Source organism: Streptomyces sp. PT12 (genome assembly GCF_003311645.1).
In the GTDB taxonomy this organism is placed as follows: domain Bacteria; phylum Actinomycetota; class Actinomycetes; order Streptomycetales; family Streptomycetaceae; genus Streptomyces.
In genome coordinates this window covers 21,111-45,359 of the sequence record NZ_QEST01000080.1, presented here as the reverse complement: position 1 = coordinate 45,359, position 24,249 = coordinate 21,111, and the positions used below count along the sequence as shown (strand labels likewise).

At 71.8% G+C, this 24,249-nt stretch carries 16 protein-coding genes; 5 read left to right on the top strand and 11 right to left on the bottom strand.

All coding sequences use genetic code 11. The annotated features are described in order from the left end of the window. Positions 1–39: 39 nt before the first annotated feature. The gene (locus tag DEH69_RS08025; protein ID WP_113686200.1) at positions 40–1,257 is read right to left on the bottom strand and encodes an acetate kinase; all 1,218 of its coding nucleotides are present in this window, start codon (positions 1,255–1,257) and stop codon (positions 40–42) included. Next, a complete protein-coding gene (gene pta, locus DEH69_RS08020; RefSeq protein ID WP_113686199.1) occupies positions 1,254–3,353 on the bottom strand; it encodes a phosphate acetyltransferase in 2,100 nt (699 codons plus the stop codon). The genes DEH69_RS08025 and pta overlap by 4 nt, the downstream gene beginning before the upstream one ends. 210 nt (positions 3,354–3,563) lie before the next feature. On the opposite strand from pta, the gene DEH69_RS08015 reads away from it, so the two are divergent. Next, a complete protein-coding gene (locus DEH69_RS08015) occupies positions 3,564–4,589 on the top strand; it encodes an ATP-dependent 6-phosphofructokinase (protein WP_113686198.1) in 1,026 nt (341 codons plus the stop codon). A gap of 9 nt (positions 4,590–4,598) precedes the next feature. Here DEH69_RS08015 and DEH69_RS08010 read toward each other — a convergent pair whose 3' ends face one another. The 4 genes from DEH69_RS08010 to DEH69_RS07995 are packed head-to-tail and all read right to left on the bottom strand — an operon-like array spanning position 4,599 to position 9,038. Continuing rightward, the gene (locus DEH69_RS08010) at positions 4,599–5,177 is read right to left on the bottom strand and encodes a hypothetical protein (RefSeq protein ID WP_113686197.1); all 579 of its coding nucleotides are present in this window, start codon (positions 5,175–5,177) and stop codon (positions 4,599–4,601) included. Positions 5,178–5,190: 13 nt separating this feature from the next. After that, on the bottom strand, positions 5,191–7,593 hold the full coding sequence (locus tag DEH69_RS08005; protein WP_113686196.1) for a hypothetical protein: 2,403 nt from the start codon (positions 7,591–7,593) through the stop codon (positions 5,191–5,193). After that, positions 7,593–8,021, bottom strand: a complete 429-nt coding sequence (locus tag DEH69_RS08000) for a hypothetical protein (RefSeq protein WP_113686195.1) — start codon at positions 8,019–8,021, stop codon at positions 7,593–7,595. The genes DEH69_RS08005 and DEH69_RS08000 overlap by 1 nt, the downstream gene beginning before the upstream one ends. A 48-nt stretch (positions 8,022–8,069) precedes the next feature. Continuing rightward, a complete protein-coding gene (locus DEH69_RS07995; RefSeq protein WP_113686194.1) occupies positions 8,070–9,038 on the bottom strand; it encodes a serine/threonine dehydratase in 969 nt (322 codons plus the stop codon). 55 nt (positions 9,039–9,093) lie between these two features. Between DEH69_RS07995 and DEH69_RS07990 the strand changes: the two genes are divergently transcribed. Further along, positions 9,094–10,314, top strand: a complete 1,221-nt coding sequence (locus DEH69_RS07990) for an amidohydrolase (RefSeq protein ID WP_113686193.1) — start codon at positions 9,094–9,096, stop codon at positions 10,312–10,314. Positions 10,315–10,384: 70 nt separating this feature from the next. Here the strand turns inward: DEH69_RS07990 and glgB are convergent, their stop codons facing one another. The 5 genes from glgB to DEH69_RS07965 form a co-directional block, all read right to left on the bottom strand. Next, on the bottom strand, positions 10,385–12,544 hold the full coding sequence (glgB, locus tag DEH69_RS07985) for a 1,4-alpha-glucan branching enzyme (RefSeq protein WP_258534526.1): 2,160 nt from the start codon (positions 12,542–12,544) through the stop codon (positions 10,385–10,387). A gap of 69 nt (positions 12,545–12,613) precedes the next feature. Continuing rightward, a complete protein-coding gene (locus DEH69_RS07980; RefSeq protein WP_113686191.1) occupies positions 12,614–14,074 on the bottom strand; it encodes a phosphotransferase in 1,461 nt (486 codons plus the stop codon). A gap of 207 nt (positions 14,075–14,281) precedes the next feature. Further along, positions 14,282–15,985, bottom strand: coding sequence for a maltose alpha-D-glucosyltransferase (treS, locus tag DEH69_RS07975; RefSeq protein WP_113686190.1), 1,704 nt, complete (start codon positions 15,983–15,985; stop codon positions 14,282–14,284). Beyond that, positions 15,972–18,017, bottom strand: a complete 2,046-nt coding sequence (locus DEH69_RS07970; RefSeq protein ID WP_113686189.1) for an alpha-1,4-glucan--maltose-1-phosphate maltosyltransferase — start codon at positions 18,015–18,017, stop codon at positions 15,972–15,974. Before DEH69_RS07970 ends, treS begins: the two co-directional genes overlap by 14 nt. A gap of 318 nt (positions 18,018–18,335) precedes the next feature. Then, positions 18,336–20,243 (bottom strand): rhamnogalacturonan lyase, encoded by a 1,908-nt coding sequence (locus DEH69_RS07965; RefSeq protein WP_113686188.1) that lies wholly within the window; start codon positions 20,241–20,243, stop codon positions 18,336–18,338. Between the two features lie 247 nt (positions 20,244–20,490). Here DEH69_RS07965 and DEH69_RS07960 point away from each other — a divergent pair, with 247 nt between their 5' ends. The 3 genes from DEH69_RS07960 to DEH69_RS07950 all read left to right on the top strand — a co-directional run bounded on the left by DEH69_RS07960 (position 20,491) and on the right by DEH69_RS07950 (position 24,244). Then, positions 20,491–22,161 (top strand): ABC transporter substrate-binding protein, encoded by a 1,671-nt coding sequence (locus DEH69_RS07960; RefSeq protein ID WP_113686187.1) that lies wholly within the window; start codon positions 20,491–20,493, stop codon positions 22,159–22,161. A gap of 110 nt (positions 22,162–22,271) precedes the next feature. After that, positions 22,272–23,276, top strand: a complete 1,005-nt coding sequence (locus tag DEH69_RS07955; protein WP_113686186.1) for an ABC transporter permease — start codon at positions 22,272–22,274, stop codon at positions 23,274–23,276. Continuing rightward, positions 23,276–24,244, top strand: a complete 969-nt coding sequence (locus tag DEH69_RS07950) for an ABC transporter permease (RefSeq protein WP_113686185.1) — start codon at positions 23,276–23,278, stop codon at positions 24,242–24,244. The genes DEH69_RS07955 and DEH69_RS07950 overlap by 1 nt, the downstream gene beginning before the upstream one ends. The last annotated feature ends 5 nt before the right edge of the window (positions 24,245–24,249 follow it).

Here is a 24,249-nt window from a genome sequence, read left to right as displayed (position 1 = left end):
CCGTGGCTGAATTTTCAACGGGATCAGGCTATCCGAGCGTCATGAGCCGACCAGCGCGAACGTCTGGGTGGCGATCTCGAGCTCCTCGTCGGTCGGCACCACGGCGACCGCGACCCGAGCGTACTCCGGCGAGATGAGCCGCGGCCCCTTCGTTCGCGCGCCGTTGCGCTCCTCGTCGATCGCCAGCCCCAGGGAGCCCAGGCCCTCCACGGCGGCGGCGCGCACGGGGGCGGCGTTCTCCCCGACGCCCGCCGTGAACACCAGCGCGTCCACCCGGCCGAGCACCGCGTAGTAGGCGCCGATGTAGCGGCGCAGCCGGTGGATATAGATGTCGAACGCCAGCCGCGCCCGCTCGTCGCCCGCGTCGCGCCGCGCCAGGATCTCCCGCATGTCGTTGTCGCCGCACAGCCCGGCCAGGCCCGAGCGCTGGTTGAGCAGCCGGTCGATGTCGTCGAGCGCCATCCCGCCGTTGCGCGCCAGATGGAAGATCACCGCGGGGTCGACGTCCCCCGAGCGGGTGCCCATCACCAGGCCCTCCAGGGGGGTCATGCCCATGGAGGTGTCCACGCAGCGGCCGCCCTCGACCGCGGCGGCCGAGGCGCCGTTGCCCAGGTGCAGCACGATGACGTTGACGTCCTCGGGCGCCCGCCCCAGCAGCGCGGCCGCGCGCCGCGACACATACGCGTGCGACGTGCCGTGGAAGCCGTAACGCCGCACCCGGTGCGCGTCCGCGGTCGCGACGTCGATGGCGTAACGGGCCGCGTGCTCCGGCATCGTCGTGTGGAACGCCGTGTCGAAGACCGCCACCTGAGGCAGCCGGGGGTTGAGGGCCCTGGCCGTGCGGATGCCCTGGAGGTTGGCGGGGTTGTGCAGCGGCGCGAGCGGCGACAGGCGCTCGATCGCGGCGAGCACCGAGTCGTCCACGACCGTCGGCTCGCGGAACCGCCGCCCGCCGTGCACCACGCGGTGGCCCACCGCGACCAGCTCGGGGGAGTCGAGGCCGAGCCCGTCGGCCGCCAGCTCGTCGGCCGCGGCCTTCAGCGCCTCGGTGTGGTCGGCCACCGGGCGCTCCCGCTCGCGCGGCTCGCCGTCGGCGGGGGTGTGGACGTGCCGGGCCGAGCGCTCGCCGATCCGCTCGACCAGGCCCGTGGCGAGGCGGGCGCGGTCGGCCATGTCGAGCAGCTGGTACTTCAGCGACGACGACCCCGAGTTGAGCACCAGCACCCGGCTCGGCCCGTTCGCTCCTGCCGCGCTCACGCCCGGTCCTCCTGCCGCTGGGCCTGCACGGCGGTGATCGCCACCGTGTTGACGATGTCCTGCACCAGCGCCCCGCGCGACAGGTCGTTGACCGGCTTGCGCAGCCCCTGGAGCACCGGGCCGACCGCCACCGCGCCCGCGGAGCGCTGGACGGCCTTGTAGGTGTTGTTGCCGGTGTTGAGGTCGGGGAAGATCAGGATCGTGGCCCGGCCCGCCACGTCGGAGTCCGGCAGCTTGGTCGCCGCGACCGAGGGCTCGACCGCCGCGTCGTACTGGATCGGCCCCTCCACCCGCAGATCGGGCCGCAGCCGCCGCACCAGCTCGGTCGCCTCCCGCACCTTGTCCACGTCAGCGCCCGTGCCCGAGGTGCCCGTGGAGTACGAGAGCAGCGCGATCCTCGGGTCGACGCCGAAGTGCGCCGCGGTGGCGGCCGACTGGATCGCGATGTCCGCGAGCTGCGCCGCGTCCGGGTCGGGGTTGACCGCGCAGTCGCCGTAGACCAGCACCTGGTCGGCCAGGCACATGAAGAACACCGACGACACGATCGACGCCCCCGGGCTCGTCCTGATCACCTCGAAAGCCGGGCGGATCGTCGCCGCCGTCGAGTGCGCGGCGCCCGACACCATCCCGTCGGCCAGGCCCTCGCGCACCATGAGCGTTCCGAAGTACGACACGTCGGCCACCACGTCGTACGCCAGCTCGTGGCTCACGCCCCGGTGCGCGCGCAGCCGCGCGTACACATCCGCGAAGCGCTCCCGCAGCGGCGACGTCACGGGGTCCACCACGCGCAGCGCCCCGCCCTCGTCGAACGCCGGGAGGTCGAGGCCGAGTTCGGCCGCGCGGCGCCGCACGGTCGTCTCGTCGCCCAGCAGCGTCAGGTCGCACACGTTGCGCCGCAGCAGCACCTCGGCGGCGCGCAGCACCCGCTCCTCGGCGCCCTCGGGCAGCACCACATGGCGCCGGTCGGCGCGGGCGCGCTCGATCAGCCGGTGCTCGAACATCATCGGCGTCACCCGGTCCCCGCGCGCCAGCGAGACCCGCTCGGTGAGCGCGGCGGTGTCCACGTGCGACTCGAAGAGGCCGAGCGCGATCTCCGCCTTGCGCGGCGCCGCGGCCGTCAGCTTCCCCTCGATCCCCGACAGCTCGGTCGCCGTGCGGAACGAGCCGCCCGCCGTCGACAGCACCGGCGTGCCGGGGGCGAGCCTGGCGGCGAGGGCCATCGTCTCCTCGCCCGGCCGCTCGCCCAGCGTCAGCAGCACCCCGGCGATCGGCGGCGCGCCCGCCGAGTGCGCCGCGAGCGCGCCCACCACGAGGTCGGCCCGGTCGCCCGGCGTGATCACCAGGCAGCCCTCGGTGAGCGCCGTCAGAAACGTCGGCAGCATCGCCCCGCCGAACACGAAGTCGCGTATATCCCTGCCGAGTCCCGTCGCGTCGCCGAGCAGCACATCGGCGCCGAGCGCCGACACCACCTGCGCCACCGTGGGCGCGGACAGCGCGGGCTCCTCGGGCAGCACCCACACCGGTACCGGCAGGTGGCCGCGCAGCGCCTCGACCGTGCCGGGCGCCTCGGCGGCGGAGACCCGGTTGGCGACCATGGCGATCACCTCGCAGCCGAGGGAGGCGAACGCGTGGTGGGCGTTGCGCACCTCGGCGACCACCGAGTCGCCGTCCTGGCCCGTCCCCGCGACCACGGGGAGCACGGCCGCGCCGAACTCGTTCGCCAGCCTGGCGTTGAGCGTCAGCTCCGCGGGCAGCTGCGTGTCCGCGTAGTCGGTGCCGAGCACGAGCACCACCTCGTAGGCCGCGGCGACCTCGTGGAAACGGTCCACCAGCCGGGTGACCAACTCGTCCATCCCCGAGGCGGCCTGGAGCTCGGCCGCCTCCGCGTAACCGAGCCCCCGCGCGCCCTCGGGGGACTGGCCGAGCCGATAGCGGCCCCGCAGCAGCTCGAACACGGGGTCGGGCCCATGGTGGGCCAGCGGTCTGAACACCCCGACCCGGTCCACCTGCCGCGTCAGCAGCTCCATCAGCCCCAGCTCGACGACTTGCCTGCCGTCACCCCGGCCGATGCCGGACACATACACGCTGCGCGTCACAGTCCCGTCCCGTCCCCGTCGTCCCGGCGCAAGCTTGGCGTGGGCCTGCGCGGGCACCATCCCTTCCACATCCCTCCCACCGACCGTACCCACGGTGGGGGGCGGGGCGCGCGCCGGGTTCGCGAGCGCCGTTCGAGCGCGCCCCTCGGGCGTGGAAGAATTCCTAGGGCCCCGAGCGAGCACCGACGAGTGAGCAGGAGATCAGCAGCCATGCGCATCGGAGTCCTTACCGCGGGCGGTGACTGCCCCGGACTCAACGCAGTGATCCGCTCCGTCGTACACCGGGCCGTGGTCGACCGCGGCGACAGTGTCATCGGCTTCGAGGACGGCTTCAAGGGCCTGCTCGAAGGGCGGTACCGCGAGCTCGACATCAACGAGGTCAGCGGCATCCTGGCCCGCGGCGGCACCATCCTCGGCTCGAGCCGCCTTGAGCGGTCGCGGCTGCGTGAGGCGTGCGACAACGCCGAGGCGTTCCGCCGCAAGCTCAGCCTGGACGCGCTCATCCCGATCGGCGGCGAGGGCACGCTGACCGCGGCCCGGATGCTGTCGGATGCGGGCCTCCCTGTGGTGGGCGTGCCGAAGACGATCGACAACGACATCTCGGCCACCGACCGCACCTTCGGCTTCGACACGGCGGTCGGTGTGGCGACCGAGGCGATCGACCGCCTCAAGACCACGGCGGAGTCGCACCAGCGGGTGATGGTCGTCGAGGTCATGGGCCGCCACGCGGGCTGGATCGCCCTTGAGGCGGGCATGGCGGGCGGCGCGCACGGCATCTGCATCCCCGAGCGGCCGTTCCAGGTGGACGACCTGTGCAAGATGGTCGAGGAGCGCTTCGCGCGCGGCAAGAAGTTCGCGGTGGTCTGCGTCGCGGAGGGCGCCCGCCCGGCCGAGGGCTCCATGCCGTACGAGCGCGGCGAGATCGACCCCTACGGCCACGAGCGCTTCGCGGGCATCGGGCAGCGGCTCGCGAGCGAGCTGGAGAACCGCCTGGGCAAGGAGGCCCGCGCGATGATCCTCGGCCACATCCAGCGCGGCGGCACCCCCACGGCGTACGACCGCGTCCTGGCCACCCGCTTCGGCTGGCACGCGGTGGAGGCCGCGCACAACGGCGACTTCGGCATGATGACGGCGCTGCGCGGCACGGAGATCGTGATGACGCCGCTGGCGACGGCGACGATGGAGCTGAAGCGGGTGCCGCAGAACAGGATGGACGAGACGGAAGCGGTCTTCTGATCCGGGGCGCTACGCGGTGTCGCACGTTCCGGGGCCTTGGCGGGCGAGGAAGGCGTCCATGAGTGGTCCGATGGCCTGGGCCAGCGCGTCTCGGTGGTCCTGGCCTTCGGCCCAGCGCAGCTCGATGGAGAAGTTGAGGCCGGTGTAGTCGAGCGAGGATGCCGCGCAGGGCACGTGCATGGCCGCGTAGTCGTTCCACGCCACCACTTCCCCAGCGCCCGCGGCGGAGGTCTGCCCATCCGCAAGGGTTCGGTTCTCGCCCTCGCGGTCGAGGAACGCCTGTACGCCAGGGGGGCCATCGCCGCTGTCCGTGGGCGTAGCCCTCAGGTGGACAGCCTGAGTCCCGTCCACTACGAGGCCGCAGTCAGCGATGCTTCCCATGATGCCGCTCACCGGCTCAGGGAACTCGGGGTCGATGGTCAGCTCCTCGCCCGGGGGAAGCAACGGGCTGATCAGCGCCTCGTCGACGGGGAGATGGCACAGGGGATCGGGAATGCTGTACTCGCGTGTCGCCTCCTCCGAATCCCCGGTGCACGAAGAGCACGCAATTGCCATGACCAGGCCCGCCGCGGCCCACGCATACCTCATCGATGTCGCCTTCTCAATTGGGGTGGACCCGGTTGGAGCCGTCGTTGAAGCTCTCTTCGACCTGACCGGTGGTGATGTTCTCGAAAATCACGATCTGTTCATCGCTCAGCGCGGGTCGGGCGTTCTCCGTCGCTTGCTTCACCGCATCACGGACTACGTTTTCCCGGTGATGGATCAGCGAACTCTCGTATTCGCGCGTCGCCTGGTGTTCTGCGGCGACCTGATTGTCCTCCCGGAAGGTGCCGAAGATGGATTCGGTGGCGACTTCGCGCAGTTGTACAAGCGCGGGGCCTCCGTAGCGAATCCCCTCAAGTCCGGCATCGAGGGTGGAGGCGAGAACGCGGTTGGTCCACCCCTCCACCTGGTCGACCGTCGCGTTATGGGCGGCGTCGGCAGCCAGGTGGCTGTCGCTTATCGACTCTACCCGGGCATCAGTCATGAGCCCGGCGACATTTCCGCTCGCCGTGGCAGCGGCTCGCAGACGTTGCTCCGGGGAGGAATGCTCCATCTCCCCGTTGATGGCCAGATCCGTTGCGATATAGGTGAAGGTGTTGTTGGCGGCGGTGATCGCCGAGTAGGCATCGGGGTCCCGGCCGATGTCATGCAGCATCGATGCCATGTGCTCGTCGTCGAAATCCGCTCTGGGCTCCTGATATGGGAAGATGTGCTGGCCCGAGAGTTTCTGCTGAATATCGGGAATGTAGTCGGCGGCGATCGCTCCGAGAGCCGGGCGAAGGGATTCCATGACCTGCCCATCGCCGATGCGCGCGGGGCCGTTCTCGCGGAGCTCCGTGGAAGGCTCGTAATCCCTCGACAGGTTGTTCCAGATCCCCTCGGCCACCCGCACGTTCGCCTCGGTGTGCTGGTGTGTCTCTCCAGGGAGGGGGACGCCGCCAGGGGGGAGGCCCGTGGCCGCCGCTTCCAGGGCCGCCGCCAGGCCCGGGCCGGGGGAAGGGACGGAGATGATGTCGCGCAGGCCGTCGCCGCTGTCGAGGCGGCGGCCCGCGCCGTTCTCGTCCCCCAGGAAGTACTCCAGGTGGCCCGCGCCCGGGCCTGCGGGGTCGAAGAACGCCGTCACCGCTTCGGGGTTGCTGTGGGCCCCCACGCCCAGCATGCGGTCCACCACGTCGTTCCGCGCGTCCCACGGGTCCACCATCGGGTAGCCCTCGTCGCCCGGCTGGGCCGGGAAGCGGTCGTGGGACCAGATGTCGGGGTTGTCGCGCTCCAGCGCGATCAGGTCCCTCGTGGCCTCGAAGAAGAACTGGTCGTCCACCGGGACGTCCGACGCCTCGAGCAGGTCGAGCGCCACGTCGAAGCCGATGCGCCGGTCGTCGTCGGCGAGCCATGCCTCGCCGTGGAGGCGGCTCCCGCCCGCGTCGATGAACGCCTCGTAGCGCCGGGTGTAGTCCCTGCCCTCGCCCGTCTGGAGCCACTGCGCGTACGCGGGGGAGCCAGGGGGAGCGGTCGACATGTCGCCAGGGACGCCCAGGGACGTGGACAGCGCCGTGCCGAGGCCCGCGCGCAGGTCGCCCGCCAGGCCGCCCGCGCTGTTGAGCTCCGTCGCCGCGCGGTCCGTCCGGTCGGCGAGCAGCAGGTACTCGGCCATGCCGATCTCGTCCACGACGAACGCGGCGAACCGCGGGTCGTCCGCGTGGTCTTCGAGGTAGCGGCTCATGCGGCGCAGGTCCGTCGCCGACAGCTCGTCGTCCTGGGCGAGCTCCACGAACGCCGTCGCGTCCTCCCTGATCAGCGCGGCGTGGGCGGCGTCGGCGCTGGGGTAGGGGCTGCGGGCGAACTGCTCTCCCGCGTCCTCGTCGGCCAGCCGCTGAAGCGCGCGGGCGGCCAGCCGGTCCGCCTCGGCGGCGCGGTCGACGACGCGGCGGATGTCCTCGTCGGTCGCCACCATCGCCTCGTATGTGCCAGGGGGCAGCTCCTCGGCGAACGGCACCGTCGGCATGAACTGCCGCAGCCGGACGCCCTCCAGGGTCAGCTCCCGGTGCTCGGCCGGGTGGACCGCGCCCTCGGGGTCGATGTAGACGCCGCGTTCGAGGGCCGTGGCCTTCAGCTGGAGCAGCTCGCGGCGCACCCCGGTCAGGTCGTCGTGCAACGTCTGGAGGAGGCCGTGCACGGTGTGCGCCCGCTCGTGGGCGAAGCGGAACCTGTCGGCCGTCACCCCGAGGAAGTCCCGGGTCACCGTGGCGTTCTCGCCGCGCCAGCCCGCGTGGGCGGCCCCGCCCACCATGTCGTGCTCGGCGGTCACGGACATCTCCTCCATGTCCGTCCTGACCGTCTCCCACCGCTCGACCAGCGCGCCGAGCGCCCCGAGGTCGAGCTGGGTGAGCCCGGCGAACGTGGGCTCGGCGGAGGAGGAACGTCCGAAGCCGAAGTAGTCGCCAGGGTCGGGCAGCCAGTCCATCAGGCGTCACCGCCGTCGGGCGCGCCGCCGCCGTCGGAGGTGTCGACGTCCGAGGTGTCGACGCCGCCGAGGGCGAGGAGGGCGCGGTTGGGGGTGACGTTCTCCAAGCCCGCCGTCGTCGCGCGGCGTACGTCCTCGCCGATGCGGGTCTCCCACTCGGCGTGCGCCGTGGCCGTCTCGGACAGGTGGCCCGAGATGCGGCCGCAGTCCTCGCACAGGTGGAGGACCTGGGTCCGCCACCGCTCGGTGAGCCTGACGATCGCCGCGCCGCTCGCCAGGTCGGCGCCGCGTAACGCCGCTGCCGCCGCGTAGCCCTCGGGCTCCGCCGCGAGGCCGTCGCCGAGGAGCCGGTCGCGCAGGTCCCGCGCCGCCGACTCCACCGGGCGCAACCCCTCGGCGCTGACCGCCAGATCAGGCTCGTCGCTCATGCTCATCCCCACCCCCGGGCTTCGATGTGACGCGGGGTCAGGATAACGTCACGGCACGCGCGCCCGAAGGTGGTCCCCGGCGGCCGCGTCCGCTCCCGCCGCCAGGTCGGACGGGTCCGTGTTGGCGCCGCACAGCACGACGCAGACCTCCTCGTCGGGCGCGGGGACGTAAGAGCCCGAGGCCAGCGCCGCCCGCGCCGCCGCGGCGCCCGCCTCCACGGCGATCCGGTGGCCCTCCCACAGCTCGCGCCTGGCCGCGGTGATCGCCTTGTCGGGGACCAGCACCGACCGCGTGTGGGGGCGCGCGGCCCACGCGACCGCGTCGGCCGAGGCGCGGCGGGCGCCGAGGGAGTCGGCGGCGACCGAGTCGACCGGGACATCCACGGGGCCGCCCGCCGCGAGGCCCGCGTTCAGGGCGCGGCAGTGCTCGGGCTCCACCGCGACCACCCGCACCCCGCGTCCTTCCGCCGCCGCGGCCACCCCCGCGAACAGGCCGCCGCCGCCCGCAGCCACCACCACCGTGGTGATCGAGGGCCGCGCCGCGACGATCTCATCGAGCAGCGTTCCCGCGCCCGCCGCGATCAGCGGGTGGTCGTAGGCGTGCGAGGCGAGCGCCCCGCGCTCGGCGACGAACGCCGCGCACGCGTCGGCCGCCTCCGCGTACTCGAGGCCCACCTGCCTGACCTCGGCGCCGAGCGCCCGCAGCCGCGCCACCTTGACCCGGGGCGCGGTCTCGGGCACGAACACCGTCGCCGGGATCCCCCGCTGGCCCGCCGCCCACGCGCACGCGAGACCGGCGTTCCCGCCCGAGGCGATCGCGATCCCGGCCCTCGGCATCGCACCCGAATCGGCCGCGGCCATCGTGAAGTTGAGCGCGCCCCTGGCCTTGAACGACCCGGTGTGCTGAAGGAACTCGAGCGCGAACCAGACCCGTTCGCCCGCGGGCGCCAGCGCGACCGAACGCACCTGGTCACCGACCCGTTCAACGGCCTTGCGCACATCGCCACTACCGATCATTTCCGCAGCGTACGCCGGTCACATCCGGACCCCGCGTGGGATAGGTTCATCGTCCATGAACATTGCGATCAGATCCGGTCATGTCGTTCCCCTGCACGGTGAGCCCACCGACAACGGCACGGTGCTCGTCATCGACGGCAAGGTGGCCGCCGTGGGCCCCGACGCCGAGGTGGCCGTGCCCGAAGGGGTCCGGGTCGTGGACGCGGCGGGCGGCTGGGTGCTGCCCGGGTTCGTCGAGGCCCATGGGCACCTCGGGGTCCACGAGGAGGCCGAGGGCTGGGCCGGTCAGGACACCAACGAGATGACCGACCCCAACGGCGCCAGGATGCGCGCCCTCGACGCGATCAACCCCGCCGACACCGGCTTCGCCGACGCGCTCGCGGGCGGCGTCACCAGCGCCGTCATCAAGCCGGGCTCGGGCAACCCCGTCGGCGGCCAGACCGTCGCCGTCAAGTGCTGGGGCCGCACGGTCGACGACATGCTGATCCGCGAGCCCGTGAGCGTCAAGAGCGCCCTGGGCGAGAACCCCAAGCGCGTCTACGGCGAGAAGAAGCAGCTGCCCTCCACCCGCCAGGGCGTGGCCGCCGTGATCCGCGACCTGTTCACCAAGGCCCAGGACTACGTGGTCAAGCGGGAGCACGCGGCCGCCGAGGGCAAGCCGTTCGACCGCGACCCGAGCCTCGAGGTGATCGCCGAGGTCCTGGCGGGCGAGCTGCCCTGGTGCCAGCACACCCACCGCGCCGACGACATCGCCACCGCGCTGCGCCTGGCCGACGAGTTCGGCTACCGCGTCGTCATCAACCACGGCACCGAGGCGCACCTGCTGGCCGACGAGATCGCCCGCCGCGGGGTGCCGGTCATCAGCGGCCCGCTCTTCACCACCCGCAGCAAGGTCGAGCTGCGCCACAGGACCCTCGCCAACCCCGGCATCCTCACGCGCGCGGGCGTCAAGGTCGCCATCACCACCGACCACCCCGTCATCCCCATCAACTTCCTGGTCCACCAGGTCACCCTGTGCGTCAAGGAGGGCCTTGACCGGGCGGAGGCGCTGCGCACCATCACCGTCAACCCCGCCGAGATCCTGGGCCTCGACGACCGCGTGGGCTCGCTACGCCCCGGCCTCGACGGCGACGTGGTCATCTGGTCGGGCGACCCGCTCGACGTCATGAGCCGCGCGCTGCGCGTCTTCATCGAGGGCCGCGAGGTCTACACGTATGACACCGAGCGCGGCGTGGGCGAGGTCGTGGACGCCTGGTACCGCGAGCCCGTGGCCTAGAACGGGAACGTGACACGGGCAACGACGGACGGCCGCCGCCACCCCATCGGCGGCGGCCGTCAGCCGCGCCTCACGCCGGGCGCAGCCAGATCGTCGCGAGCGGCGGCAGCGTGGGGCAGATGCTCATGTCACGGCCGTGGCTCGGCGTCGGATCGGACTTCAGCGGCTCGCGGTTGACCACCCCGCTGCCGCCGTAGACCGACGCGTCGGTGTTGAGGACCTCGACCCAGTCGGGGGAGTCGCCCGGCACGCCGAGGCGGTAGTCGTGCCGCACGACGGGCGAGAAGTTGGAGACGGCGAGCAGCGGGGCGCCGTTCGCCGAGAACCGCAGGAACGCCAGCACGTTGTCCGCCGCCGCGTCCGCGTCCACCCACGCGAAGCCCGAGGGGTCGGTGTCGCGCTCCCACAGCGCCGGGGTCGCGCGGTAGCGCGCGTTGAGGTCGCGCACCAGGTCGCGCACGCCCCGGTGGTCGCCCGACGCCGAGTAGCCGGGGTCGAGCACCCACCACTGCGGGCCCGTCTCCTCCGACCACTCGGCGCCCTGGGCGAACTCCTGCCCCATGAAGAGCAGTTGCTTGCCCGGGTGGGACCACATCCAGCCGAGGTAGGCGCGGTGGTTGGCCCGCTGCTGCCACCAGTCGCCCGGCATCTTGGACACCAGCGCCCGCTTGCCGTGCACCACCTCGTCGTGCGAGATGGGCAGTACATAGTTCTCCGAGTAGGCGTACACCATGGAGAACGTCATCTCGCCGTGGTGCCACGCCCGGTGGACCGGGTCCTTGGCAGCGTAGTCGAGGGTGTCGTGCATCCAGCCCATGTTCCACTTGAAGCCGAAGCCCAGCCCGCCGTGGTCCGTGGCGCGCGTGACGCCGTCCCACGCCGTCGACTCCTCGGCGATGGTCACCGCGCCGGGGCAGCGCCGGTAGACCGTGGCGTTCATCTCCTGGAGGAACGCCACCGCGTCCCAGTTCTCCCTGCCGCCGTCCGCGTTGGGCGTCCACTGCCCCTCGGGGCGCGAGTAGTCCAGGTAGAGCATCGACGCGACGGCGTCCACCCTGATCCCGTCGACGTGGTACTCCTCGCACCAGAACACCGCGTTGGCCACCAGGAAGTTGCGCACCTCGCGGCGCCCGTAGTCGAACTCCAGCGTTCCCCAGTCGGGGTGCTCGGCCCGGCGCGGGTCGGGGTGCTCGTAGCACGCCGTCCCGTCGAACTTCGCCAGCGCCCACTCGTCCTTGGGGAAGTGCGCGGGCACCCAGTCCATCAGCACGCCGATGCCCGCCCGGTGCAGCGCGTCCACCAGGTGCTTGAAGTCGTCGGGCGTGCCGAGGCGCGCGGTCGGCGCGTAGTAGCCGGTGACCTGGTACCCCCACGAGCCGCCGTAGGGGTGCTCGGCCGGGGGCATCATCTCGACGTGGGTGAAGCCCAGTTCCTTGACATAGGCGGGCAGCTGCTCGGCGAGGCCACGGTAGTCGAGGCCGGGGCGCCAGGACGGCAGATGCACCTCGTAGACCGACATGGGCGCCTCGTGCGCGGGCCGTTCCGCGCGCGCCGCCATCCACGCCTGGTCGCCCCACGTGTACGCGCTGCGGTGGACGATCGAGGCCGTCGCGGGCGGGCACTCGGTCTGCCGGGCCATCGGGTCGGCGCGCAGCGTGTGGCCGCCGTCGGGGCGGCAGATGTCGAACTTGTAGCGCTCGCCGGGACCCACCCCCGGCACGAACAGCTCCCACACCCCGCACGAGCCGAGCGAGCGCATCGGGTGCGCGGTGCCGTCCCAGTGGTTGAAGTCCCCGGCCACCCGCACCCCGCGCGCGCCCGGCGCCCACACGGTGAAACGTGTCCCCGGCACCCCTTCGTGCACCAGCGGCCGCGCGCCGAGCACCTCCCACAGCCGCTCGTGGCGCCCCTCGCCCAGCAGATGGGCGTCCAGCTCGCCGAGCGCGGGCAGGAAGCGGTACGGGTCGTGCGTCTCAAGGACGCTGCCGTCCTGGTAGCTCACGGTCAGCCGCCGGTCGGCGACGGCGTCGGCGGGCAGCACGGCCGCGAAGAAGCCGTCGCCCTCGGACTCCAGCTCGTGGTCCGAGGCCAGCACCCGGCGTGCGAACGGGCGCAGAACGCGGACGAGCGCGCCGCCCGACACCTTGTGCGCCCCAAGCAGCGCGTGCGGATCGTGGTGCGCCCCGGCGAGCAACTGGGCGCGGTCTGCAGGAGTGAGGGGCGGAAGCACGGAGGAACGTTCCTTTCGATCCGGAAGGACCGGCAGGTCCCTCAGGCCATGGGGGTGGGGTGTGCGAGGTCAGTCCGGGGCCGCGGCCAGCCTGCGGATCGCGGCCATCGGCACATGCAGCCACGCGGGCCTGTGCCGCGCCTCGTACAGCACCTCGTAGACGGCCTTGTCCGTCTCGTGCGCGCGCAGCAGCTCGGGCCGCTCCAGCGGATCGCTGCCCGCCGCCTCGGCGTAGCCGCGGCAGTAGGCGGCGCGGCTCGCGCGCGACCAGCCCTCCACCCACGACCCCGCGGCCCTGGCCTGCGCGGCGGCGTAGTCGAACGACCGCAGCATGCCCGCGATGTCCCGGGCCACGGGCCCTGGCCTGCGGCGCTCCGCCAGGGGCCTGGCGGGCTCGCCCTCGAAGTCGATGACCGACCAGTGCATGCCGCGCCCCCGCGCGTCCGGCGTCAGCAGCACCTGGCCCAGGTGCAGATCGCCGTGCAGCCGCTGCACCGGGCAGGTGCCGCCGCGCCGCGCGAAGTCGGCCAGCGCCTCGAACGCCCGCCGCAGCCCGGCCCGGTAGGGCCGCAGCGCCGGAACGGCCGCCGCCGCCTCGGCAAGCCGCTCGGACATGCCCGTGGCCGCCTGCTCCAGCTGCGCGCGGCCCATGACCGACGTGGGCAGCGCCTCGGCCAGCGTCGTGTGCACCTCGGCGGTCGCCCGGCCGAGCGAGTGCGCCGCCGAGGTGAAGTCGGCGCGGCGGCCCAGGTATTGCAGCGCCAGCTGCCAGCCGTCCACCGAGCCGGGCAGGAACGGCGCGAGCACGCCGAGCGTCAGCGGCTCGGAGACCGTGCCTGGCCAGGCCGCCTCGAACCACGCCGAGGGCGCGGGCACCCGCGGGCACCCCGCCGCGGCCAGGGCCAGGGGGAGTTCGAGGTCGGGGTTGACGCCGGGGCTGACGCGCCGGAACAGCTTGAGGATGTGGCTCTCGCCGTAGACCACCGAGGAGTTGGACTGCTCGCTGGTCATCAGCCTGGCGGGCAGCCCCTCGGGGATGTGCGCCCCCGGCGCGCGCCTAAAGCTCAGCGTGCCCAGGCGCCCCGGGGTGCGCAGCCGCTCCAGCAGGATCCCGGCCAGGCGCGGGTCGTGCAGCGCCTCGTAGACGGAGGCGCCGCGCAGCGGGCCCTCGCTTGGGCGGCCGACCAGTGCGGGGCCGAGCGAGGGCGGCAGCGCCTCCCGCACGCCGAGCAGCAGCTGGTAGCAGTCGCCGGCGGGCGGGGCGTGCGAGCCGGGCGCCGGGCTCTGCCGGGTCCTGATCAGCAGGTGCAGCAGCCCGGGGGCGCCGTCGCCCGTGGCGCACGGCAGCAACTCGGTGGCGGCGATCAGGGTCAGGCCGCTCAGCGGCCGCCCCTTCCCGGCGAACCACCGCTGCCGGGGCAGCCAGCGGGCGAGCAGCCCGGTGAGGGAGCGGAGCAGGGCGCCGCCATGGGGCGCTCCGGCGAGGGGGAGACGGGCCTGGGCCGTGCGGGGCGAGGAGCTGTCCGACATGGCGTCCTTTCCCCGGGCACGAATTATGTGACGAAGTGTCCCGGATGGAGACGTGGGTTACCCCGGCGGTACGGGACGTGTCGTCCATTAACGACCGTGCGGGTGAGGCCCGTAACGCATATGGAGGGCTTTGGGGAGTGCTTGGGGGGTAGGGAGAGGCTTCCCCCAGCGGGCTGGGGGTAAGCCCCTTTCCTGCCCCGAGACGGCTTATGACTCGGAGCCTTTACGCAGCCGGAACCAGTAGAAGCCATGGCCCGCGAGCGTCAGCAGATACGGGAGTTCGCCGATGGGCGGGAAGCGCACGCCGCCGATCAGCTCCACGGGCACCGACCCGGCCCAGGGACGCAGATCGAGCTCGGTCGGCTGGGAGAAGCGGGAGAAGTTGTTGACGCACATCACGAGGTCGTCGCCGTGCTCGCGCAGGAACGCCAGCACCGCGGGGTTGGACGAGGGCAGCTCCGCGTAGGTGCCGAGCCCGAAGGCGCGGTTCTGCTTGCGGATCTCGACCATGCGCCGCGTCCAGTGCAGCAGCGCGGCGGGCGAGCTCATCGCCGCCTCGACGTTGGTCACCTGGTACCCGTAGACCGGGTCCATGATGGTCGGCAGAAACAGCCGCCCCGGGTCGCACGACGAGAAGCCGGCGTTGCGGTCGGGCGTCCACTGCATCGGGGTGCGCACCGCGTCGCGGTCGCCGAGCCAGATGTTGTCGCCCATGCCGATCTCGTCCCCGTAGTAGAGGATCGGCGAGCCCGGCAGCGACAGGAGCAGCGCCGTGAACAGCTCGATCTGGTTGCGGTCGTTGTCGAGCAGCGGGGCCAGCCGCCTGCGGATGCCGATGTTGGCGCGCATCCGCGGGTCCTTGGCGTACTCCGCGTACATGTAGTCGCGCTCCTCGTCGGTGACCATCTCCAGGGTCAGCTCGTCGTGGTTGCGCAGGAAGATCCCCCACTGGCAGCCCGAGGGGATCTGCGGGGTCTTGGCGAGGATTTCCGAGACGGGGTAGCGGGACTCCCGGCGCACCGCCATGAAGATGCGCGGCATCACGGGGAAGTGGAACGCCATGTGGCACTCGTCGCCCCCCTTCTCGTAGTCGCCGAAGTAGTCGACGACGTCCTCGGGCCACTGGTTGGCCTCGGCCAGCAGCACCGTGTCGGGGTAGTGCGCGTCGATCTCCGCGCGCACGCGCTTGAGGAACGCGTGCGTCGCAGGAAGGTTTTCGCAGCCGGTCCCCTCCTCCGCGTAGAGGTAGGGGACCGCGTCCAGCCTGAAGCCGTCGATGCCCAGGTCGAGCCAGAACCTCAGGGCGGACAGGATCTCCTCCTGGACGGCCGGGCTGCGGTAGTTCAGGTCCGGCTGGTGGGAGAAGAAGCGGTGGAAGTAGTACTGCTTGCGGACCGGGTCGAACGTCCAGTTGGACGACTCGGTGTCGACGAAGATGATCCGCGCGTCCGCGTACTGCTTGTCGTCGTCGGCCCACATGTAGTAGTCCGCGTAGGGGCCGTCCGGGTCGCGCCGCGACTCCTGGAACCACCGGTGCTGGTCGCTCGTGTGGTTCATGACGAAGTCGATGATGACGCGCATGCCGCGCTGGTGGGCGGCGTCGGTGAACTCCACGAAGTCGGCGAGGTCGCCGAACTGCGGGTGGACGTCGGCGTAGTCCGAGACGTCGTAACCCCCGTCGCGCATGGGGGACTTGAAGAACGGCGGCAGCCACAGGCAGTCCACGCCGAGCCACTGGAGATAGTCCAGCCTGGCGGTGAGTCCTTTCAGGTCGCCGATCCCGTCGCCGTTGCTGTCCTGGAAGGAGCGGACGAGGACCTCGTAGAAGACCGCGCGCTTGAACCACTCGGGGTCGCGATCGCGGGCTGGCGTGTCCTCGAATGTGTCGGGGACCGGCTCATTGACGCTCATGGTTGGGTGACCCTCCGGTCTGTGAGGACGGTCGCAGGGCCAAGATGTGGGCCGAGGAGGCGTACGCATCCGCACGGCCCGGCTCAAGCCGTACATAGTTGTCCCTGCCCCAGTAGTAGGTCTCCCCGGTGAGCTCGTCGCGCACGGGGAAGGGCTCGGCGCCGCCCTCCTGAGCGGGGGACAGGCCGTACCCCTTGAGTTGCTCCATGTCCAACGAGACCGTCGCTTCGTGGGTGTGGTGGGGATCGAGGTTGACCACGATGAGCACGAGGTCGGCGTGAGGTGTCCTTGTGCGCTTGGAGTAAGCAAGGATGTGGTCGTTGTCCGTGCGGTGGAAGTGCAGATCGCGAAGCCGGCGCAGCGCGGGGTGGCGGCGGCGCAGCGCGTTCAGTGTGGTGATCAGCGGCGTGATGGAGGCCCCGGCCGCGTCGGCGCCCGCCCAGTCGCGCGGGCGCAGCTGGTACTTCTCGGAGTCCAGGTACTCCTCGCTGCCGGGGGCGGCGGGGGCGTTCTCGCACAGCTCGTACCCCGCGTACACGCCCCACGTCGGGGAGAGCGTCGAGGCCAGCACGGCCCGCGTCTCGAACGCCGCGCGCCCGCCGTGCTGGAGGTAGGCGTGCAGGATGTCGGGCGTGTTGACGAAGAGGTTGGGCCGCATGTAGGCGGCGGCCTCGCCCGTCAGCTCCGTCAGGTACTCCGTCAGCTCCCACTTGGTGTTGCGCCAGGTGAAATACGTGTAGGACTGCTGGAAGCCGATCTGCGCGAGCGCGCGCATCATCGCGGGGCGCGTGAACGCCTCGGCGAGAAAGATGACATCGGGGTCGGTGCGGTTGATCTCGGCGATGACCTTCTCCCAGAAGACCACCGGCTTGGTGTGGGGATTGTCCACCCGGAAGATCCGCACGCCGTGCGCCATCCAGTGGCGCAGGACGCGCAGCGTCTCGGTGACCAGGCCCCTGAAGTCCTGCTCGAACGAGATGGGGTAGATGTCCTGGTACTTCTTCGGGGGGTTCTCGGCGTAGGCGATCGTGCCGTCGGCGCGCCGGGTGAACCACTCGGGGTGGGCCTTGACCCACGGGTGGTCGGGGCTGCACTGGAGGGCGAAGTCCAGGGCGACTTCGAGGCCGAGCTCGGCGGCGGTGGCGACGAACGCGTCGAAGTCGTCGAGCGTTCCCAGGTCGGGGTGGATCGCGTCGTGGCCGCCGTCGGGCGAGCCGATGGCCCAGGGCGAGCCGACGTCCTCGGACCTGGCGCTGAGCCCGCCGCCTGGGCCCTTCCTGAACGCCGTGCCGATGGGGTGGATCGGCGGGAGGTAGACCACGTCGAAGCCCATGTCCGCCACCGCGGGCAGGCGCTCGGCCGCGGTGCGCAGCGTGCCGGAGACGGGGGGCGCCCCTGGGCGCACCACGGCGCCCTCGGAGCGCGGGAAGAACTCGTACCACGAGCCGAACAGCGCGCGTTCCCGCTCCACGAGCAGGGGCATGGGCCGTGAGCAGCTGAGGAGTTCGCGCAGCGGGTGGCGCTGGAGGATCTCCCGCACCTCGGAGGTCGACGCGGCCGCGAGGCGCGCGGCGCCCGGCAGCGTGGTGTCGGCCAGCGTCGCCGCGGCGGCCAGGACGGTGTCCTTGCCGCCGGACTTGGGGACCCCCGATGCGGCCTGGCGCAGCAGGTCGGCGCCCTCGCTCAGGGTCAGCTCGGTGTCGGTGCCCGCGGGGATCTTGATCTGGGCCACCCGCCGCCACGAGGCCACCGGATCGCCCCACGCCTCCACGGCATACGTCCAGCGCCCCTCGCTGTCCGGGGTCACGTCGGCGCCCCACCGGTCGGTGCCCGGCGCCAGTTCGCGCATCGGGGTCCAGGGGCCGCTCCGGCCGCCGGGGTCGCGCAGCACGACGTTGGCGCCGACCGCCTCCGCGCCCTCGCGGAAGACGGTCGCGGAGACCTGGAACGTCTCGCCCGGCACGGCCTTGACCGGGCGGCGCCCGCAGTCAACGCGCGGCTGGACGTCAAGGACGGGGATTCGACCGATCATGTGGGGATCACCTGAGAACATCGGGGACGGGCCGTCTCCCTCGGCGCGAGGGTTTTCCCTCGAACTGAGGGGTTTTGTCCTTTGTATCGGTTTCGCTGCTGAGTGGCTCGTTCCGTGCATCGCCGCTCCAGTCCGCGTTCACTCGGGTGGGGGCCGCGCCCACGCTAGGCGCTCACTGCTACGTCCGCGTATCTCAAGGCTTTCCTGAGCTTGACCGAACACGCCGGTCGGCCCCCCGCGCAAATGCATCACAGGGGGCCGATACGCGGGGCGCCGCGGGTTCGGGGCGCCCGTGCCGCCGAGGAGCGGGCGGGGGGATCAGCGCTCCGGGAGGCCGGGCGCTGGGACGCCGCGCAGGTCCGAGGGGCGCACCTCGGCCATGCCGGGGCCGATGGCGAAGCCCGGGTGTGGCGGCTGGTTGTACGCGGTGTTCTGCCACGCGACCGACGTCCGGTACTGGCGGTCCTGCATCAGGGCGGGGATCGCGTGCTCGGTCGGCACGTCCGTGGCGTGGACGCGCAGGGCGCTGTTGTTCGACGTGCGCCAGACGACCTCCTCGCGCCAGTCGCCCAGGATGTCGGCGGAGAGCGCGGGGGTCGCCTTGGTGCCGTTGTTGGACGAGACGCCCGAGCCGGTCAGCAGGCGGGTGTCGCCTCCGGGGCCGTACTTGTCGATGTGGGTGTCGTCGAGGAGTTCGCGCGTGAGGTCACCGTCCCACCACGTCAGGAAGTTGGCGCTGCCCGGCTTGCGCCCGATCGCCTCGCCCCGCGTGTCGCGCAGCGAGCCGTCGGCGTTCGACCAGAACTCCGCGCCGGGGCTGCCGTCCCAGATGTCGCCCGCCACGCCGCGGCCGTTGTCGCCGCCGCTCGGGGTCTGCCACAGGATCTCGCCGTCGGCCGGGTCGATGTACAGGGAGGACGGCTGGCTCGCGCTCTCGGAGACCTTGAAGAACTCGAGGCCCTCGCGCGCCGGGTCGAAGTCGCCCAGGTGCTGGGCGTCGCCGTGCCCGGTGCGGGCGTTCCACAGCGGGTCGCCGTCGTCGTCGAGGGCCATCGCCCCGTAGACGATCTCGTCGCGCCCGTCGCCGTCCACGTCGCCGACCGACAGGCTGTGCGAGCCCTGCCCCTCGTACTGCGAGCCCGCCTCGTCGCTGTCGAAGAACCAGCGGCGGGTGAGCGAGTCGCCGTCGAAGTCCCACGCGGCGACGGTGCTGCGGGTGTAGTAGCCGCGCGCGGTGATCAACGAGGGCCGCCGGCCGTCCAGATACGCGGTGCCCGCAAGGAAGCGGTCCACGCGGTTGCCGTAGCAGTCGCCCCACGCGCACACGTCGCCGCGGCCCGGGGCGTAGTCCACGGTGTCCACGGCCGCGCCGCTCCTTCCGTCGAACACCGTGAGGAACTCGGGGCCTTGCAGGACATACCCGTCGCCGTTGCGGTGGTCGGCGCCCGCGTCGCCGATGACGGTGCCCGCGCCGTCGACCGTGCCGTCCGCGGTCTTGGCCGCGACCTCGGCCGAGCCGTCGCCGTCGTAGTCGAAGACCTGGAACTGCGTGTAGTGCGCGCCCGCGCGGATGTTGCGGCCCAGGTCGATCCGCCACAGCCGCTCGCCCTGGAGCGTGTAGGCGTCGAGGAAGACCTGACCCGTCACGCCCGCCTGGGAGTTGTCCTTGGCGTCGCCCGGGTCCCACTTGAGCACGAAGTCCAAGTCGCCGTCGCCGTCAAGGTCGCCCACGGAGGCGTCGTTGGCCACATGGCCGCCGCTCGGCGCGTCGATCGGGATCTCCGTCACGGCGTTCGGCATCGCCAGCGCCCTGGTCGCGTCCCGCGTCTCCACGCCGTCGCCGCCCACGGTGGAGAGCGTGTAGGACGCGCCGGGCGGGGCGTCCGCGTCCAGCAGGTTGGTCGCCCCGGTCAGCGGACGGTCCGTCAGCCGCCTCCCGTCGCGGTAGACATGGAACGCCACGTCGTCCGGGTCGGTGGCGAGCAGCCGCCAGCTCACCAGGTTGCCCTCGCCCGTGCCGACGCTGATCAGGCCGCGGTCGAGCGCGTCCATCTGGTACGCGCCGGGGTGCGCGCCCCGCGCCGCCGCGCCCGCCGCGCGCGGTGTCTCCTCAGCGGACGCGGCGCCCGGCGCGGCCGGTCCGCCCGCCGCCATCAGCGCCACGAGCGCCGCGGCCAGCAGCGTTCCCCCGCGGCGTCCGTTTCGTTTGCGATGTCCGGATCGCATGGGCGACCCTCCTGTCGTGTGGGGGGTGTTCACCTGCTGGTTGCCGCCGGAAGCCCGGGGGTTGCCCTGAGGGCGCGCGGGCCGGGGAAAGATTGCGAGAGCGACCGGTAGTGGGCGTTCTATCCCTATTTATGGGGCACGTCTCAGCTCGGTATCGCCGTCCGGTATGCGGTTCACAGCTATGTACCTGCGCAGTAATGTGCCGTCCACCGAAACGCCTACCACCGCCGACCCATTGAGGTGGACGATGCGCATAGCAAGACCCCGGGCCGCGAAGATGTTCGCGGCCGTCCTCGCGATCGGGCTGATCGCGACCGGCTGCGCCAGCGAGCGCGACGACGAGGAGTCAGGGGACGACGGCCAGCCGTTCGTCTTCGGCGCCCCCGGCGACCCCGCGTCCCTCGACCCCTCCCTCGCCAGCGACGGCGAGACGTTCCGCGTCACCCGGCAGGCGTTCGAGACGCTTCTTGACCACGAGCCCGGTGGCACCGAGCTGGTCGGCGGCCTCGCCCACACCTGGAGCAGCAACGAGGCGGGCACCGAGTGGACCTTCGAGCTCGAGGAGGGCGTCACGTTCCACGACGGCTCCGAGCTCACCGCCGAGGTCATCTGCCAGAACTTCGACCGCTGGTACAACTGGTCGGGCACCTACCAGAACACCACCATCTCCTACTACTGGCAGACGGTCTTCGGCGGCTTCGCGCAGAACGAGAGCGAGGAGACGCCCGACCCCAACTACGTCGGCTGCTCCGCGCCCGAGGAGCTGACCGCCGTCATCGAGGTGGCCGAGCCCTCCGCCAACTACCCCGGCGGCTTCTCGCTCCAGGCGTTCGCGATCCACTCGCCCGAGGCCATCGAGGCATACGAGCAGGACGAGGCCAGCGGCGAGGGCGAGAACATCACCTTCCCCGGCTACAGCCAGGAGGCCGGGACGGTCGCAGGCACGGGCCCGTTCGAGGTCAGCGAGTGGAACAAGGGCAACGGCGAGGTCACCCTCACCGCGTTCGACGACTACTGGGGTGACACCAAGGCGGGCGTCGACGAGCTGGTCTTCAGGACCATCCCCGAGGAGAGCGCCCGCCGCCAGGCGCTCCAGGCAGGTGACATCCAGGGCTACGACCTCGTCGCGCCCGCCGACGTCGTCACGCTGGAGGGCGAGGGCTTCCAGGTCCCGGTCCGCGGCGTCTTCAACCTCCTCTACCTCGGCATCACCCAGGAGAGCAACCCCGCACTCGAAACCCTCGAGGTCCGCCAGGCGCTCGCCCACGCGCTCGACCGCCAGAACATCGTGGACGCCCAGCTGCCCGAAGGCGGCGTCGTGGCCACGCAGTTCATGCCGGACACGGTGGCCGGGTACTCGGAGAACGTCACGACGTACGACCACGACCCCGACCGCGCCCGTGAGCTGCTGGCCGAGGCGGGCCAGGAGGACCTGACGCTCGACTTCTGCTACCCGACCGAGGTCACGCGGCCCTACATGCCGGCCCCCGCCGACATCTACGAGCTGCTGCGCGCCGACCTCGAAGAGGTGGGCATCACGGTCAACCCCGTCCCGCTCAAGTGGAACCCTGACTACACCGAGACCACCCGCGACGGCGGCTGCAACATCTACCTGCTCGGCTGGACCGGCGACTTCAACGACGGCTTCAACTTCCTGGGCACCTGGTTCGCCGGGTACCAGAAGGAGTGGGGCTTCGAGAACGAGGAGCTGTTCGACCTGCTGTCGCAGGCCGAGACGGAGCCCGACGAGGCCACCCGCGTCGGCCTCTACGAGCAGGCCAACGAGGCGGTCATGGACTTCCTGCCCGGCGTGCCGATCTCCAGCTCGCCGCCGTCCATCGCCTTCTCCGCCGATGTGAACCCGCCGACGGTCTCCCCGCTCACGCAGGAGAACTTCGCCGAGGTCTCCTTCAAGTAACCGCGAAAGAGCAGGCCCTGGATCGATCCGCCCGGCCACGGCACCCCGTGGCCGGGCGGTCGTGCACCGCGAGGAAACGCCCAGGGTAAGAGAGAAAGGGGAGCCCTTCGGTGCTCCGTCTCATCGTGCGCCGGCTGCTCCAGCTGATACCAACGCTGCTGGGCCTGACGGTGCTTCTGTTCCTCTGGATCCACAGGCTCCCCGGTGGTCCCGCCTCGGCGCTGCTCGGCGAGCGCGCCACCGAGGCCGACCGCCGGCAGATGGAGGAGGCCCTCGGCCTCGACCAGCCGATGTGGGTGCAGTACGGCCGCTGGATGGAGCGGCTGGCCCAGCTGGACCTCGGCAACTCCGTGCGCACCGGCCAGCCCGTGTGGGAGGAGTTCACCCTCCGCTTCCCCGCCACCGTCGAGCTGGCGATGACCGGCATCCTCATCGCCGTCGTCGTCGGCATCCCGCTGGGCTACTTCGCCGCCCGCAGACGAGGCGGCTGGCTCGATGTCACCGCCGTCTCCGCCTCCCTCGTCGGCGTGTGCATCCCCGTCTTCTTCCTCGCCTTCCTGCTCCGCGCGGTCTTCGCGGTCAACCTCGGCTGGCTGCCCAGCGTCGGCAGGCAGTCCACCGGCATCGACGCCACCGAGGTCACCGGCTTCTTCGTGCTCGACGGCATCCTCACCGGCGAGTTCGACGCCTCGTGGGACGCCATCGAGCACCTGATCCTGCCCGGCGTCGCCCTGGCGTCCATCCCGCTGGCCGTCGTCGTCCGCATCACCAGGGCCAGCGTCCTCGACGTGCTCGGCGAGGACTATGTCCGCACCGCCGAGTCCAAGGGCCTCAAGCAGCGGGTGGTACGCGGGCGGCACGTGATGCGCAACGCCCTGCTGCCCGTCATCACCACCGTGGGCCTCCTCACCGGCAGCCTGCTCTCGGGCGCGGTGCTCACCGAGTCGGTGTTCTCGTTCAACGGGATCGGCTCGTTCATCCGCACGGCCATCGACATCCGCGACTACCCGGTGCTGATGGGCTTCATCCTCTTCATCGCGGTCATCTATGTCGTCATCAACCTGCTCGTCGACCTCGCCTACAGCCTCATCGACCCGAGGGTGCGGGTGAACTGATGACCACCAACCTGACCACGTCCAAGGCGGACAAGATCGACCGCCTCGCCGAGCTGACCGCCCGCAGGGAGACCGCGAGCGGCGGCAGCCTGTGGGTGGAGGCGCTGCGCCGCCTGCGCTCCAGCAAGATGGCGCTCATCGGCGGCGGCGTGATGGCCGTCTTCATCGTGCTGGCCGTCATCGGCCCCTGGATCGCGCCCCACGACCCCACCGCCCAGATCTGGCGCGACGAGGTGCGCGTCAATCAGTCGATCTTCGTCGGGCCCCGCGGCGACAACTGGCTCGGCCTCGACCACCTCGGCCGCGACCAGCTCTCCCGCATGCTCGTCGGCGCCCGGCAGACCCTGCTCGTCGGCGTCGTCGCCACCCTGCTCGGCTTTGTCGTCGGCGTCCTGATCGGCGGCCTTTCGGGCGCCGCCCTCGCCTTCGGCGGCAAGGCGGGCCGCCGCGTCGACACCGTGCTGATGCGCGTCATCGACATGGCGCTCGCGCTGCCCTCGCTGCTGCTCGCCGTGAGCATCGCCGCCGTTCTCGGGCAGAGCCTCACCACCGTCATGATCGCGGTGGGGGTGGTGCAGATCCCCATCTTCGCCCGGCTGCTGCGCGGCTCCATGCTGGCCCAGGCGAGCGCCGACTACGTCCTGGCCGCCCGCGCGCTCGGCGTGCGCCGACGGCGCATCGTGCTCGGCCATGTGCTGCCCAACTCCCTCGGCCCGGTGATCGTCCAGACCACCCTGGCCCTGGCCACCGCCATCATCGAGGCCGCGGCCCTGTCCTACCTGGGCCTCGGCAACCCCGACGCCGCCCAGCCCGAGTGGGGCGTGATGCTCGCGCAGGCGCAGCGCTTCTTCGACCAGGCGCCCATGATGGCCGTCTACCCGGCGCTCGGCATCATCATCACCGCCCTCGGCTTCACCCTGCTCGGCGAGGCCATGCGGGAAGCACTCGACCCGAAACTGCGGAGCTGATGCGC

What these genes read in the sequence shown, in the direction of transcription:
- DEH69_RS07950 (WP_113686185.1), top strand. Translation starts at nt 23,276, where the DNA reads ATGACCACCAACCTGACCACGTCCAAGGCGGACAAGATCGACCGCCTC.
- DEH69_RS07965 (WP_113686188.1), bottom strand. Translation starts at nt 20,243, where the DNA reads ATGCGATCCGGACATCGCAAACGAAACGGACGCCGCGGGGGAACGCTG.
- DEH69_RS07980 (WP_113686191.1), bottom strand. Translation starts at nt 14,074, where the DNA reads ATGTCGGACAGCTCCTCGCCCCGCACGGCCCAGGCCCGTCTCCCCCTC.
- DEH69_RS08015 (WP_113686198.1), top strand. Translation starts at nt 3,564, where the DNA reads ATGCGCATCGGAGTCCTTACCGCGGGCGGTGACTGCCCCGGACTCAAC.
- DEH69_RS07970 (WP_113686189.1), bottom strand. Translation starts at nt 18,017, where the DNA reads ATGATCGGTCGAATCCCCGTCCTTGACGTCCAGCCGCGCGTTGACTGC.
- DEH69_RS08005 (WP_113686196.1), bottom strand. Translation starts at nt 7,593, where the DNA reads ATGGACTGGCTGCCCGACCCTGGCGACTACTTCGGCTTCGGACGTTCC.
- DEH69_RS07990 (WP_113686193.1), top strand. Translation starts at nt 9,094, where the DNA reads ATGAACATTGCGATCAGATCCGGTCATGTCGTTCCCCTGCACGGTGAG.
- DEH69_RS07995 (WP_113686194.1), bottom strand. Translation starts at nt 9,038, where the DNA reads ATGATCGGTAGTGGCGATGTGCGCAAGGCCGTTGAACGGGTCGGTGAC.
- treS (WP_113686190.1), bottom strand. Translation starts at nt 15,985, where the DNA reads ATGAGCGTCAATGAGCCGGTCCCCGACACATTCGAGGACACGCCAGCC.
- DEH69_RS07960 (WP_113686187.1), top strand. Translation starts at nt 20,491, where the DNA reads ATGCGCATAGCAAGACCCCGGGCCGCGAAGATGTTCGCGGCCGTCCTC.
- DEH69_RS08000 (WP_113686195.1), bottom strand. Translation starts at nt 8,021, where the DNA reads ATGAGCGACGAGCCTGATCTGGCGGTCAGCGCCGAGGGGTTGCGCCCG.
- DEH69_RS08010 (WP_113686197.1), bottom strand. Translation starts at nt 5,177, where the DNA reads ATGAGGTATGCGTGGGCCGCGGCGGGCCTGGTCATGGCAATTGCGTGC.